General features: G+C 29.3%; 13 protein-coding genes. 9 read left to right on the top strand and 4 right to left on the bottom strand.

Annotation, left to right across the window (positions count from 1 at the left end; all coding sequences use genetic code 11):
* Positions 1-398: 398 nt before the first annotated feature.
* The gene (locus J2Z43_RS02730; protein WP_209455737.1) at positions 399-1,733 is read left to right on the top strand and encodes a SpaA isopeptide-forming pilin-related protein; all 1,335 of its coding nucleotides are present in this window, start codon (positions 399-401) and stop codon (positions 1,731-1,733) included.
* Between the two features lie 172 nt (positions 1,734-1,905).
* On the opposite strand, the gene J2Z43_RS02725 is transcribed toward J2Z43_RS02730, so the two are convergent.
* Positions 1,906-2,802, bottom strand: coding sequence for a CPBP family intramembrane glutamic endopeptidase (locus tag J2Z43_RS02725; protein ID WP_209455736.1), 897 nt, complete (start codon positions 2,800-2,802; stop codon positions 1,906-1,908).
* Between the two features lie 406 nt (positions 2,803-3,208).
* Here J2Z43_RS02725 and J2Z43_RS02720 point away from each other — a divergent pair, with 406 nt between their 5' ends.
* From J2Z43_RS02720 to J2Z43_RS02710, 3 genes are all read left to right on the top strand, one after another.
* On the top strand, positions 3,209-3,778 hold the full coding sequence (locus J2Z43_RS02720) for a class D sortase (RefSeq protein ID WP_209455735.1): 570 nt from the start codon (positions 3,209-3,211) through the stop codon (positions 3,776-3,778).
* A gap of 398 nt (positions 3,779-4,176) precedes the next feature.
* A complete protein-coding gene (locus J2Z43_RS02715; protein WP_209455734.1) occupies positions 4,177-4,818 on the top strand; it encodes a lactate utilization protein in 642 nt (213 codons plus the stop codon).
* A 256-nt stretch (positions 4,819-5,074) separates the two neighbouring features.
* Positions 5,075-5,701 (top strand): TetR/AcrR family transcriptional regulator, encoded by a 627-nt coding sequence (locus tag J2Z43_RS02710; protein WP_209455733.1) that lies wholly within the window; start codon positions 5,075-5,077, stop codon positions 5,699-5,701.
* Positions 5,702-5,793: 92 nt separating this feature from the next.
* Here the strand turns inward: J2Z43_RS02710 and J2Z43_RS02705 are convergent, their stop codons facing one another.
* Both J2Z43_RS02705 and J2Z43_RS02700 read right to left on the bottom strand, forming a co-directional pair.
* Complete coding sequence (locus J2Z43_RS02705; protein WP_209455732.1) at positions 5,794-6,552, bottom strand: GNAT family N-acetyltransferase; 759 nt, start codon at positions 6,550-6,552, stop codon at positions 5,794-5,796.
* Positions 6,553-6,564: 12 nt separating this feature from the next.
* Positions 6,565-6,828 carry a zinc ribbon domain-containing protein gene (locus tag J2Z43_RS02700; protein ID WP_209455731.1) on the bottom strand — a complete coding sequence of 88 codons (264 nt, stop codon included), beginning with the start codon at positions 6,826-6,828 and terminating at the stop codon, positions 6,565-6,567.
* A gap of 224 nt (positions 6,829-7,052) precedes the next feature.
* On the opposite strand from J2Z43_RS02700, the gene hisC reads away from it, so the two are divergent.
* Positions 7,053-8,135 (top strand): histidinol-phosphate transaminase, encoded by a 1,083-nt coding sequence (gene hisC / locus J2Z43_RS02695; RefSeq protein ID WP_209455730.1) that lies wholly within the window; start codon positions 7,053-7,055, stop codon positions 8,133-8,135.
* 125 nt (positions 8,136-8,260) lie between these two features.
* Here the strand turns inward: hisC and J2Z43_RS02690 are convergent, their stop codons facing one another.
* Positions 8,261-9,922, bottom strand: coding sequence for a glutamine--tRNA ligase/YqeY domain fusion protein (locus J2Z43_RS02690; protein WP_209455729.1), 1,662 nt, complete (start codon positions 9,920-9,922; stop codon positions 8,261-8,263).
* A gap of 360 nt (positions 9,923-10,282) precedes the next feature.
* On the opposite strand from J2Z43_RS02690, the gene J2Z43_RS02685 reads away from it, so the two are divergent.
* The 4 genes from J2Z43_RS02685 (at position 10,283) to J2Z43_RS02670 (ending at position 14,310) form a co-directional block, all read left to right on the top strand.
* Positions 10,283-10,924 carry a hypothetical protein gene (locus tag J2Z43_RS02685; protein WP_209455728.1) on the top strand — a complete coding sequence of 214 codons (642 nt, stop codon included), beginning with the start codon at positions 10,283-10,285 and terminating at the stop codon, positions 10,922-10,924.
* 219 nt (positions 10,925-11,143) lie between these two features.
* Positions 11,144-11,707 (top strand): hypothetical protein, encoded by a 564-nt coding sequence (locus J2Z43_RS02680; protein WP_209455727.1) that lies wholly within the window; start codon positions 11,144-11,146, stop codon positions 11,705-11,707.
* A 125-nt stretch (positions 11,708-11,832) separates the two neighbouring features.
* Positions 11,833-13,479, top strand: coding sequence for a hypothetical protein (locus J2Z43_RS02675; protein ID WP_209455726.1), 1,647 nt, complete (start codon positions 11,833-11,835; stop codon positions 13,477-13,479).
* A gap of 204 nt (positions 13,480-13,683) precedes the next feature.
* A complete protein-coding gene (locus tag J2Z43_RS02670) occupies positions 13,684-14,310 on the top strand; it encodes a hypothetical protein (RefSeq protein ID WP_209455725.1) in 627 nt (208 codons plus the stop codon).
* The last annotated feature ends 83 nt before the right edge of the window (positions 14,311-14,393 follow it).

Raw genomic sequence — 14,393 nt, 5'->3', positions numbered from 1 at the left:
TATAATATATCAAAACTTAGTATTAATTGATAGAGTTATGAATGATGCAAAGTCGAAATAAAGTGAGATAAAATTAGAAAATAAAATATAAGCTAAGACAACATAAAACCATATAATATAGAAGATAATCATTATTTAACAAAAAAATTTTATTATTTTATTTTTAAATTTACTAGCGCCAGATAATAAAAAAATTTACATAATATGTAGAAGTTTATCAATGTTTAAATAAAATTCGATACAAAATTTAGAGAATTATATGAATTATATGCGAAACTATAATAGAATTAAAGATTTGTATTATAAAGTTTTCAATATAAAAGAATAGCTTTTTAAGCTTGGAATATTTATGTTATACTTACTATATATAACTATTTTGGAAATTTAAGGGGGATGAAATGAAGAAATTATTAGCTATTTCACTAACAATTTGCTTAATACTTAGCAATATTATAGCATTTATAAATCCTGTAAAGGCAGACGAGAAAAAAAGCATACTGGACTCAGCAAAATTAATTCATAGTGATTCAATAGAAAATCATGTATGGGGATTATCTGAAGCAGTGACACTAGAGTACAAATGGTCTATAAAGAGCAAAGAAAAGGATTTCAAAGAGACGTTTAGTATTCCAGATGAGCTAAAGATAGAGAATGAGTTTAATTCCAACATACTTACTTCAGAAGGTATTGATTTGGGTACACTTAATGTAACTACTGATGGAAAAGTGACAGTGCATTTTACTGATCAAAGCAATTATATCGAGAAGAATAATGATATTAAGGGTGTATTTACGTTTAATACTATATTTAATCCTAAAGTAGTAGACAAACCAGGAGATTATAAAATTGATTTTGGTATAGGTCCTGATACTTATAATATAAAAATTGTTAATAAGGAAACATATTCATACATTGATGAAAAAAATGGTGACAAAACATCGGATAAGTCAACTGGAAATGCAGATGTTGTACTAACTACTGTAGATTCTATAGATAAAAATAAATTATATGGTGCTATATTTGATCTATTAGATGAAGCTGGAAATATGATTAGAGAAGGATTGACTACAAATGGTGATGGCATAATAATTATAAAAGATTTAAAACCTGGCAAATACAACTTTGTACAAACAAAAGCCTCTGATGGTTATGTGTTGGATTCAATGAAAATTTCCTTTGAGATAAAAAGCGGTCAGCATGCATCTATAAATTTAATAAAAGAGAATGATAAAGAAGATATGATAAAACCTAATACAGGAAGCGTTATGCTTGTTGCTGTAGATTACAAAAGTGATTACAATATACCAGGTGTTGAGTTTAAATTGCTAGATTATAAAGAAAATATGTTAGAAGAAGGATTAGTTACAGATAGGAATGGAAAGATAACAATAAAGAATTTAAAACCAGGAAAATATATATTTGTACAGACAAAGGCTTCTGAGGGATATAGATTGGACAGTAAAAAGATTGAATTCCAAATTAAAAATGGAGAATTAGTTGTTGTAAAATCAGTAAATTATAAAAATGGTGTTTATCCACCTGGTACAGAGACAGGAGGAAACAATAACAATTCTGGAAATACGAATAACACTGGTAAGCTTACTGGACTAAACACAAATAAACCAGCGACTTTACCTCAAACAGGAGGAGTTCTAGGAAGCGTAGGCATCTTGTTTGCCGGATTATCTATGGTAGGTTTAGGAGTATATCTATTTAGAGTTAAAAAAGCTTAGTTATAAATAGATATAGTATTAAAGATATTTAAAGTTATCTATTTCAAATCAGATAGAATCTTTTTATAACATTAAATAAATATAAAATTTACATCGCTATTATAAAAAAATAACCTTATGTTAAAACTATTATGTTTTAACATAAGGTTATTTTAATTAGTACTGAAATAAATTACATAGTTGATATTGAATCTTCACTTTTACTGATCAGTCTAAAACAAACAATTCCAGCAATTATAATTCCTATTCCACCGATAATTCCAACAGGAGAAGGCCCTATAAATGGATTGGGATTAGTTATAGATGAAAATAGCAATCCAGATGCAGCAAAACCATTGAACATGGCATGACATATAACCGCAGGAATACAGCTTTTAGCCTTTATAGTTACATATGAAAATATAGAGCCCAGAAATACACAGAATACTGTCATAGAGAAAATCCCACCAAAAGGATAAGACGGATATCCAAGTCCATAGTTATGTCCCATTGCTATAAGAGGCGCATGCCAAACTCCCCATATTACACCACTGATTAGAGTAGCTTTAAGCGCAGAGAACTTCTCTAAAAGATTGGGAAGTAAAAAACCCCTCCATCCTAATTCTTCACCTAGACATGGAATAAAGTTTACAACGGGTGCAATAAATACTGCCAGTACCAATTGGCTAATTAATGACATTTTAATCTGTTGGTCATTTGGTATAGGGCGGTTAGCAGATGCCATTTGAGATTTAGTTGCCTCTATCATAGTAGTCATATTTAAATCTAATTGATTAGGAAATACTAGGAAGTAAATAACAGCACCTAAGGCTATAAGTACTGCTGGTAAAATCCAAGCAATAAAATAGTATTTTTTATTATTTTTAAAATTAGGCTTTAACCATAGATCCTTGAAATTTTCCTTTGTTATAAGTGTAGTGATTATAACACCGATAGCTGGCATAAACATACATGTCATTACAATTATAGTAGAATTTGGATTTTGATATCCGCCATTAGCCATTAAACCGAATGCAATTGACCAAGTAAGAATAAAAGTTATTATTACAAAAATACTTATCTTTTTCATATAATAATACCCCCTTAAAATCATATTTGTTATAGTTAAAGTATAACAGCTTGTTTTTCTATATGCAATAAACGAATAGAAAAAAGATTGTGAAAATTAAATTCAGTATAGAATTATATGAAAATATAACAGATTTGAGAAATATGGGTTATGTGGTATACTTAATTTGTAAAAATCTATGGAGGAAATAAAATTAATAAATATGTAATCCGAACGCAGAAAAAAGGAAAGTATTTCTCTAACGAACACCTTTACGATGATGCGTTGGAAAATAAGGTTTTAGGAAACTGTTATTAGATAATATAATTTGGAAATAAATTATTATTAAATAAAGAAAGGAAGTTACAAGGGAGATATATTAAAAGCTTGAAACAGAATTTTTAATACTTTCAGTAACAATTTATATATGAATATAAAAAGACTAATAGGAATTATTATAATAGCAATGGGAATAGGATTAATAGGATTTTCTTTCTATGCAAGATGGGATACAGATAATGAAAATAATAAATCTATAGATAAATTTGAAGAGGTTTTATTGGAAAAGAAAAAAGGAAAAACCAATGACAAAGTCGATCTCAATGATGGAATAGGTATAATAAGCATTTCTAAAATAGATCTGAAAGTAATTATAAAAGAAGGGACTGATATGAAGACTCTTAGACGTGCAGTCGGTCATTTTGAAGGGACACCAATGCCTTGGGAAAATGGGAATTTTGCAATTGCAGGTCATAGACAGTATACATACGGAGAGTTTTTTAATAGAGTTGATGAAATTGAAACAGGGGATTTAATAGAGATACAAACTTTAAATGGAAAATTTGAATATAAAGTTGATGGAAAGAAAGAGGTTGAAGCAACTCAAGTTGAAGTGTTAGATAACACACCAGAAGATAAGATTACTATTGTAACATGTGTTAAAGGCGGTAAAAAACGAGTAGTTTTAACTGCTTTAAAAGTTGGAGTTCAAATTTAAGCTATTAATTTAGTAAATAATTATATGTGCGTATCTTAAAATTGATGAAAAATAATGGGAACAAATAGAAAAGGATTTAGAGTTTTTATAGAAGAAAATGACTAAAACCTTTAACTTCTAACAACTGTAATTTAACCTAGATAAGGAATTGATTATTTTGATAACAGGATAAAAGAGATGATTGATAAATTAAAAAATAAATATTGACTATATCTAGTGTTTTAAATCATATAGATACTTTTTATGTATACAAAAAAATTTCTGCATTAACATATTTAAAATATAAATTATGTTAATATAATAGTATAGAGAAATTTTACTGAAGCTGAATTCCAGCAACAAATGTCCAGTATAATAGTAAAGAATAAAATAAATAGTAAAATATGGGGGAGATAGAAGTGGACAAAAATCTTAATTTTGTAAACGAAAAAAAAATAGAGAGAACTATTAAATCACTAGAAAAAAATAATATGAATGGTTACCTAGTCAAAGGAAAAGAAGAACTTATACAAAAAATTGAAGAACTAGTGGATCAAGGGGCTACTGTAGGTATAGGTGGATCTATGACACTCTTTGAAACAGGCATAATAGACTATTTAAGAACAGACAGATACAAATTACTAGATAGATATGCTGACGGTCTTAATGGCGATGATATGAAAAATATATTTAGACAGTCTCTTTTGTCAGATGCATATTTTACAAGCACAAATGCTATAACTGAAGACGGTGGTCTCTACAATGTAGATGGAAATGGAAATAGGGTGGCTGCCATGCTTTACGGACCAGACAAGGTTATAATTATAGCTGGTGTAAATAAAATCGTTAAAAACGAAGCAGAAGCGGTTGAAAGAGTAAAGAATATTGCTGCACCAGCAAATACGAAACGACTTGGAATTAAAACTCCTTGTGAAGTTACAGGTAAATGTATAGATTGTTCAAGTGAAGGTAGAATTTGTTGCGAGTACACTACAATAAAAATGCAGAGAGCAAAAGGAAGAATACATGTAATTTTCCTAAATGAAAGTTATGGATATTAATAAATTAAGTATTTTATTTATCTAATTATTATTTAGGGGAACTATCTCGTTTTCCACTGTTTAATACAGTTTTAAGTAAAAAACTTGTCGTGTAAATATCTCATTTTTTAAGCTGTATAGTGATTATGCTATACAGCTTTTTTTGAAAAGTAAGAGATTTTTTTATGAAAGCCGTCATTTAAAATCAAATGATAGCAAATGAAAGGTTAGTGCTTTAGTTATAATTAAAATTTTTAATGTAAATAAGGAGGTCATCATGGAAAAGATAATTACTCGAGATATTGTTCTTGATGAATCACTAAAACTATTTTCAGTGCGTGGATATGACGGTGTGGCAATAAGTGACATTGCAGAAGAGATGGGTATAAATAAAGATTATGTCTATAAATTTTTTAGCACAAAAAAAGATATATTTAAAGCAATAATAAAAGAAGTTACACTTAGAGTTGACGCGGTTTACAAAAAAATGTCTGTTCCTATTGGCAGCTATGCTATAGAAGAGTATGCAAATATGTCATTTCAGAGATTAGAAGATTTATGTTTTGAAATTTTTGATATGTATTTAAACGATGAGGTTGTATCTAAGTTTAGAAAAATGCTTACGATACAGCAGTATTCAGATTTACATATATCGAAAATATATAATGGAATTTTTATAGATGGTCCTTTGAATACCGAGGTAGAATTGTTTAAGGGATTAAAAGAAAAGGGTGTGCTTAAAGATGCAGATCCGCATATAATGGCTTTACAGTTTTACGCACCACTTTTTCTATTATTTTATAAATTCGATTATAGACCATACGATGAAAAAAGGATAAGAGAATTGATAAAAAAACAGATATCATCTTTTTTAGATAATTATTTGGTTAAGATAGAGAATTGAACGATTAAGCGATTGGAAATTTTAATAGACGACCTTTACTACTTAAAGATCGCCTTTTATTAAATAGCGATATTAATAAATATTAACTAATATTAAATACCAATATCGTTTAAAAGTTTATTAAATTTCTTTTCGCTAAGTATTTCATTTGTAACAAATTCTCCATTGTAAAATAAGCTGTAACTTGTAAATGGTGATGGAGCACTTTGAGCTTCATCAGTAGTTTCAAACTTTACTAATTCAAATTTTATATTTCTATTATCGGCGATTTCTTTGATAATAGGCGCGTATTTATGCGAATGTGGACATTGATTAGCGTAGTATAAAACAAATCCATTTTTATTATCTATGTATTTACTAACCCATTTTTTAAATTTTGGTACATCTACATCTTCCTTGAAGGGAAGGTAAAGAAGCTCGAAGTATGGATCAGCGTAGTCTGCAGTAATAAAGCCTTTATACTTTAGGTACTTAGGATCAGATAAAAAAGGCATTTTTTTCTTTGATGAGATTACAGTAAGGCCATCTTTCCCCTTAGACTTTGCATCTAAAATACATTCATTAAGAAGCTCATTAGCATAACCTTGTCCCTTAAATTTTCCTGAAACCCAAAAACAGTTAATATGTATAAAATTATTAGCATCTATAGGACACCAAGCTTTTTCAGCTGGAATATACTCAATTAAAACTTTTCCACGCTCATCTAATTTTTTGAAAACTAGTCCGTCATTAAATCTTTGTGACATCCATGATTTTTTAGAAGATACACATGTTTCTCCTTTTTTTTCTGATATAGCACAACATATGTGTTCATTTTCTAAATTCTCTAAAGTTACGTCTATTATAGGCAAAATATTCTCTCCTTAATTAGAATTCCAACGCTTTAAAGTTGGCGAAAAACCATTCATCATTTTTCTAGCTTCTTCTTCTGTCATTTCAGAATTTCCTGACATCATATGTGGAATGCAAATCTCAATCATTTGTTCCATAGTCACATCTGATGTAAATTCACCATTATCATAACAGTATTTACAATAATCATCGTTTAGAGAAGCATCCTTATTTTTTCCACAAAGATCTGCATCATTCATAGGCATTGCACAAGATTGACAAATTTTTATATTCATATTTAATCCCCCTAATAATATATTTATTATCATAATATCATATAAAGATGACAATATATGTCATATTAAAATAAATATTTGTTTAACATAGAAATTAATTTTTTTAGCATAAAAATCGCAGTTAGATTATACATTGTACTAGTCACATAAATTTTTCTACAAGTTAATAAACTTTAGATAGTAAATTAGATTTAAAAACTTAGAAAATAAATTGGAGGATTAGTATGATTGAAAAATTGCTTAGAAATACAGTTAAGGATTTGAACCAGTATATTCCTGGAGAGCCTATAGAGAAAGTTAAAGAGAAGTATGGAGTGGATGAGATAATAAAACTAGCTTCAAATGAAAATCCATTAGGGGCATCACCAAAAGCTATTAAGGCAATGAAAGACATGTTAGATATATCGCATCTATATCCCGATCCAGAGGCAAATGATCTTAGAAGAAAGCTAGCATTTAGTTTAGGTCTTAAACAAGATAACTTTATAATAGCAAATGGGGCAGATAATATAATAACACTTTTAGGTGAGGGATTTGTAAATAAAGATGATGAAGTAATCTACTGTAGTCCATCTTTTCCATCTTATAGAACTGCAATAATAAAAAATGAAGGAATACCTGTAGAAGTTCCGCTTACTCCCGACTACAAATACAATTTAGATGGAATTTTAGAAAAACTTAATTCTAAGACAAAAGCAATATTTATATGTAATCCAAACAATCCAACTGGAACTCTATTAGACGATAAAGAGTTGGATAATTTTATCAAAAAAGTTCCGGAAAATGTGATAACAGTTATAGATGAAGCGTATATAGAATTTATAGAAGATAAAAATTACAAAGATTCAGCAGACTATGTAAAAGATAATGAAAACGTTGTTGTAGTAAGAACATTCTCTAAAATATATGGATTGGCAGGATTGAGAGTAGGTTATGCAATTGCAAACTCAGATATAATCAAAAGTTTATTTATGGTTAGAGAGACGTTTGCTGCAAACAGAATCGCTATAAGTGGTGCAGTAGCTGCTTTAGATGATGAAGAATTCTTAATCGAGACTTACAATGTAAATAAAGAAGGCAAGGGATACCTAAAAAGAGAATTCATAAAAATGGGATTTGATGTAGTCGATTCTCAGGCAAACTTTTTATATGTAGATATGAAGACAGACATAGATAAATTGTTTGAAGATTTAAAGAAGAAAGGATTTGTAATACGACCAAGCAAGACACACGTTCGTGTAACTATAGGAACTATGGAGCAAAATAAAAAGTTTATAAATGCTTTAAAAAATGTATTAAATAAATAGAAATAAGGCTATCTCATCAGTGAGATAGCCTTATTTTAATTGCTAGATCTTGCAACAGTTAAATCATGTTAAATATTCTACCTACCAGCCTTTAAATATGATAATCGATAAATTTTGCATAAATTTTACTTAATTTTAAATGAGCTTTTAAGTGGAACGACTCTATTAAATACAAGTTTGTCCTCAGTAGTATATTTATTATCTATACTGAAAAATCCATTTCTAACAAGTTGGAATTTATCGAAAGGTTTAGCATCTTTTATTTGAACAGACTCAACAAAACCTTGAAGTATATCAATAGAATTAGGATTTATTTGGTCTAAAAAGTGCTTACCTTCATTTTCTGGAGCGTCATCCAAGATTAATGGTTCAAATAATCTAAACTCACAAGGTTTAGAATCATTAGCATCAACCCAATGAATAGTAGACTTTACCTTACGACCAGTAAATCCAGAACCACTCTTAGTCTCAGGATCGTAAGTACAATGAACTTCTACTACATTTCCATTTTCATCTTTTATAAAATCATTACACTTTACAAAGTAAGCGCCCTTTAGGCGAACTTCGTTTTCTGGGAACAACCTAAAGTATTTTTTAATCGGTTCTTCCATAAAGTCATCTTGCTCTATATACAATTCTCTAGAGAAAGGAACAAGTCTCTTTCCTTGAGTTTCATCTTTAGCATTGTTTTCTATTTCTAACATTTCAACTTTGCCTTCAGGGTAATTAGTAATAACTAATTTAAGTGGCTTCAAAATACCCATAGCAAGAGGAGCTTTGCTTTGTAGATCTTCTCTTAGGAAGAAATCGAGCAGTTGGCTGTCAACTTGAGAGTTAACCTTAGACACACCGATCTCTTCACAGAAATTACGTATAGATTCTGGAGTATAACCTCTTCTTCTAAGCCCTGATATTGTTGGTATTCTAGGATCATCCCATCCATCTACAACATTGTTATCAACTAATAATTTCAGTTTTCTTTTACTCATAACAGTATTATTCATATTAAGTCTTGCAAACTCTATCTGTCTTGGAACTTTTTCCATTTCACATTCTTTTACGAACCAATCGTAAAGCGGTCTTTGGTCTTCAAACTCTAGTGAACATAGAGAATGTGTTATTCCTTCAATAGCATCTTCTATTGGATGTGCAAATGAGTACATAGGGTATATACACCATTTATCTCCAGTATTGTGATGATCAGCATGAGAAATTCTATATATTACTGGATCTCTAAAGTTTATATTAGGAGATGACATATCGATTTTGACTCTTAAAACTTTTTGACCATTTCCAAATTCACCATCTCTCATTTTTGTAAAGAGATCTAAGTTCTCATCAATAGATCTATCTCTGTAAGGGCTGTTTTTACCAGGTTCTGTAAGAGTACCACGGTGTTCTCTTATCTCATCGGCAGTCAAATCATCTACATATGCCTTGCCTTTTTTTATTAAAACTAAAGCTCTTTTGTACATTTCGTCGAAGTAGTTTGATGCGAATAAAAGTTCATCCCATTCAAATCCTAACCATTCGATATCTTCTTGTATTGAGTTAATATACTCTACATCCTCTTTAACAGGATTAGTATCATCAAATCTTAAATTTACTTTTCCTTTAAATTCCTCAGCTAGACCAAAATTTAGACAAATACTTTTTGCGTGTCCAATATGTAAATATCCATTTGGCTCTGGAGGAAAACGAGTTATAATACTTTTGTGCTTTCCAGTCTCTAAGTCGTCTAGAATTATATTTTTTATAAAGTTAGACGAAGTTGTTTCATTTGACATATTATAATAACCTCCTTAAAAATTTATTTATATTGAAATATAACAATATATTACATTTCATTCCATAATACTAATTCTAATTCAATATTGGAAAAAAATAAAGATATAATTAAAGTATTCAGCTAAAAATGCTTTTTTATACTAAAATACTCACTGATTGCTTCAAAGGTATTTAAATTTAATTAAAAGCTATTTTATATTTCAATTAATAAATTATAGCACATGATTTCACTTCAAGCTCTATTCATTCGTGGTAGTGTGTATTGAAAATATGTAGTATTATGTATATAATGTTAAAAATATAGATTACAAATTTAAAAATTGTATGGTTTATGTATTTTATTAGTTAAGGAGAATCTTATGAGAAAGTTTATTAAAGGAATATCTTATATAATAGTTGCTCTTCTGCTTCTTGGGGGTATAATGTTGTATTTATTATCTCCTTCAAAAAAAGCAGAAATTGATTACAGTGAAAGTAAAACTATGACAATTGAAGACATAGTTAAAAAATCAAATATTGGATCAATGGAGATACTTAAAAATCCTACAAGGTTAAAAGGAGAAGTAAATATCGGCAACAAAGATTTAAAAGATATAGTCTATACTGTTCTACTTAAATCTGGAGTTGATGAGTTAATGTACAATGAAGTTGAAATAGTAGACGATTCTATCGCGGTAAAAGTTCCGTATAAGGTAATGGGATTTATACAAACACAAGTAGATTTTGAATTAATTCCAGAAATTCAAGGTGAGGACCTAATATTTGAAATAAAGGATATACATGTAGGTAAACTACCTATCAGCAATAGTTTATTTGAAAAATCTCTAGATTATATTCAAGCAAATAAAGATTTCAGGATAAAAGACAATAAAATTATAATAGATAAGAGTTATGTTTACCCAGCTAAATTAAATAAAGTCACGGTAAAAGATAATAAGTTAAATTTGGATTTAGAGATGGAAATTGGAAGTGTACTAGATTTTTTAAATAACGGAAGATAAGAAGTATAATGAGCTATTCATTTTAATACAATTAATGATGAATAGCTCATTTTTTTATAAATATAGGTAATTGTAAGAATTCATTTTTTATGGTAAAATTAAAAGGTTATTATACATTTTTTTAATTATATTAAAATAAGAGAATTTATCGATGTTGCTTATATATTTGTTATATTAAATTTTAGACAAGAATGTATAACAGATGTAAGGGGGGAAGATATGAAGAAAATTTATATTGTTACGACATATACTGGTACGGTATTATCATATATTATAAGAAATTTTAGTGGCAAGCAGTATTCACATGTATCACTTGCTATTAGTGAAGATTTGAATCCAATGTACTCATTTGGTAGGCTAATTCCAACAAACCCGATTTTTGCAGGATTTGTTGAAGAGAATATAGATGAAGGGCTGTACGCTATAAAAAAAGGAACTGTATGTAGAGTTTATTCATTGGAGGTAACTGACTTTCAGTATGAAGAGCTAGGGAGAAATATAAAGAGAATAAAGAAAAATAGAGATAAATTTGATTACGATAGAAGAGCACTTTTATGTATACCTTTAAACGTAAACAGACAACGTCCGTTTAAGTACGTATGCTCAAATTTTGTTGCAACTATGTTAGATAGAAGTGGTATAGACATCTTAGATAAACCATCTTATAATGTTAAGCCAAATGATTACTACGATCTTGAGGGGCTTAATCTAGAATACGAAGGTTTAATTTCTCATTACAATAGAAGAGTTAAATCCACTATACCAGAAATGCTTAATTACTAATCAAAAATTAAATTTTAATCATTAATAATAATTTGTAGCTATAGTTGCAAATTATTATTTGTTTTTTGTAAGAATATGGATATAATAAGTATTAATCAATACAATAAACAGGAAAGGGGTATTGAATGAAAAGATATCTAAAAACATATGGAGTTGCATTTTTAGTTGTTGCGTTATATGCTTTTGTAAAGCTGCCTGTTATCAGCTTTAACTTTACATCTACAATATCTGTAGGAGTAATATTCTTTGTAATTGCTGGTTTCCTCGACATGATGTTGGATAAAGGTGAGACTACATCAAAGACAGCTAAGTACAACTTTACTATAGCTATTGGATTGGCAGTAATTATGTTTGTAATTCCTTTTATTACTACAACGCCAATACTTCATGCTAAGGCATACAGAAACTTAATTGGCGAAGTGAAGGAAAGCGAATTCACAAACGATATTAGCCCAGTAAGTGTAAACGACATCCGCCTTGTTGACGAGGAGATGGCTAGAAAACTAGGTGATAAAAAACTTGGTGAGGTACCAGCTATAGGAAGTGTTTCGAAATTAGGTAAGTTTCACGTTCAAAATGTAGATGGGGAGCTTTACTGGGTAGCGCCACTTGTACATAGAGATATTATAAAGTGGGCTACTTCGCTTAGCGGATCAAGTGGATATGTAAAAGTTTCAGCTAGCAATCCACAAGATGTACAACTTGTACAAAAAGTTGGGAATAGAGATATAAAAATAGTTTACCAGCCAGAAGCTTATCTGCACCAAGATCTTCAAAGACATTTATATATACATGGAATAATGAATGTAGGTATGTCTGACTTCACATTAGAGATAGACGATGATGGCATGCCGTATTGGGTAGTAAGTTTGTATAAGAATAAAATTGGTTTCGGTGGATCAAACGCAGTAGGAACTGCTATAGTTGATGCTGAAACGGGAGAAATAAAAAGATATTCTGTTGAGGATACACCAAAATGGGTAGACAGGATTCAACCGAGTGAATTTGTAACAAATCAGATAGCAGATTGGGGCCTTTACGTAAATGGTTTTATAAACTCAATGTTTTCTGAAAAGGGAGTTTTGGTTCCAACTGAAGGTATATCTTTAGTTTATGGAGATGACAATAAATCTTACTGGTATACGGGTATAACATCATCTGGTGGAGATGAATCTACTATTGGATTTATGCTAATCGATTCAAGGACTAAAGAAGCAAAACTGTACAAACAACCAGGAGCAACAGAACTTGCAGCTATGAAATCAGCTGAAGGTAATGTTCAAGAAAAAAATTACGAAGCGACTTACCCTATTATGTATAATATTTTGGGTAATCCAACGTATGTATCCTCACTAAAAGATAAAGCTGGCCTTGTAAAAAGGGTAGCATTTATATCAGTTGAAGACTACAATGTACTTGGAATTGGAGAAAATAAAAATGAAGCTCTTAGAAATTACAAAGAAGCTTTAGAGTCTAAGGGCAATGATCTTGTAATAGACAACAATGCCGATGGTATAAAGGACAATACAATTGAAGGGATAGTTACTAGAATAAGCCCAGATGTTAAGGGTGGAAATACATCTTACTATATAACTATAGATTCAAAAGTTGATGTTATATTTAAAGAGACTTCTAAGATATCAAATAAATTACCACTTACTCAAGTAGGCGATAAAGTAAGTATAAATTACGAAAAGGCCGAGGATGGAATCACCGAAATGACTAAGTTTGACAACTTGAGTATAGGGGATGTAGCTAAACCAAAAGAATAAAAAATATAGGATTGATATAAAGTGCAATATCTATATAAGGGTCTGCCTCAAAAGCGTTATAATTTGCTTGAGAGTCAGACCCTTATTATTTTATCGCATTATGTCAATATTTCTTATCTCAAAATTAGTAAATTAAATCGACCCTATTTAATATAATAGTAGTACAACTTTGAAATTTTATAGACTTCAAGGAGATTAAAAGCAATGACAAATTTAGAAAAAGACATATTACTTTTAATTAGCAGGGTTCGTTGTGTAACTGAAACTCAGATAAAAAAGATCTATGGCAATAAAAAAACATATCCTAGAAAAAATTTTAAAAAAACTTTAAGGAGAATGTGTAATGAATATACTCTTAAGAAATATTATTGCAATATAGATAATTCTATATTCAGTGATACCTATGTTTATTATTTAAATGGCGGTAATATATATGAAGGAGAAGATTTGTTCAAAGCGCTTTTGGGGACAGAACTTTTGATCAAACTCAAAGGCGCTGGTTATAATATAAATAGATTTTACAGAAATGTAAGCGTTGACAATAAGACGTATGATATTTATGTGCTTTATACAGACAGATCAGGAGAATTAAAGCAGCTTATATGCGATATATATATTGACGACGTAGAGTGTGAAGATATAGACCTTTACAAATATAGAAATATAAACAATCAAATTGAGAGATCTACAATCCCGTTTTTTGAAATTCCAAAAGTTTTGATAATATCATCTAATAAAATATGCGATTTATCAGAAAAGTACTTATATAGAGATTTTTTGAATATAGATTTTGTAGATTTAAATCTAAATAAATTGTTTAAATATTTATAAAAATTTAAGTAAAAAAAACGTATAATTTTTGGTAGATGAAAAAAATACTTGTTGCAATATTTTAACTTATGTGATTAAATTAA

Source organism: Metaclostridioides mangenotii, from assembly GCF_017873185.1.
GTDB lineage: Bacteria > Bacillota > Clostridia > Peptostreptococcales > Peptostreptococcaceae > Metaclostridioides > Metaclostridioides mangenotii.
This window is presented reverse-complemented; position numbering and strand designations above follow the sequence as displayed.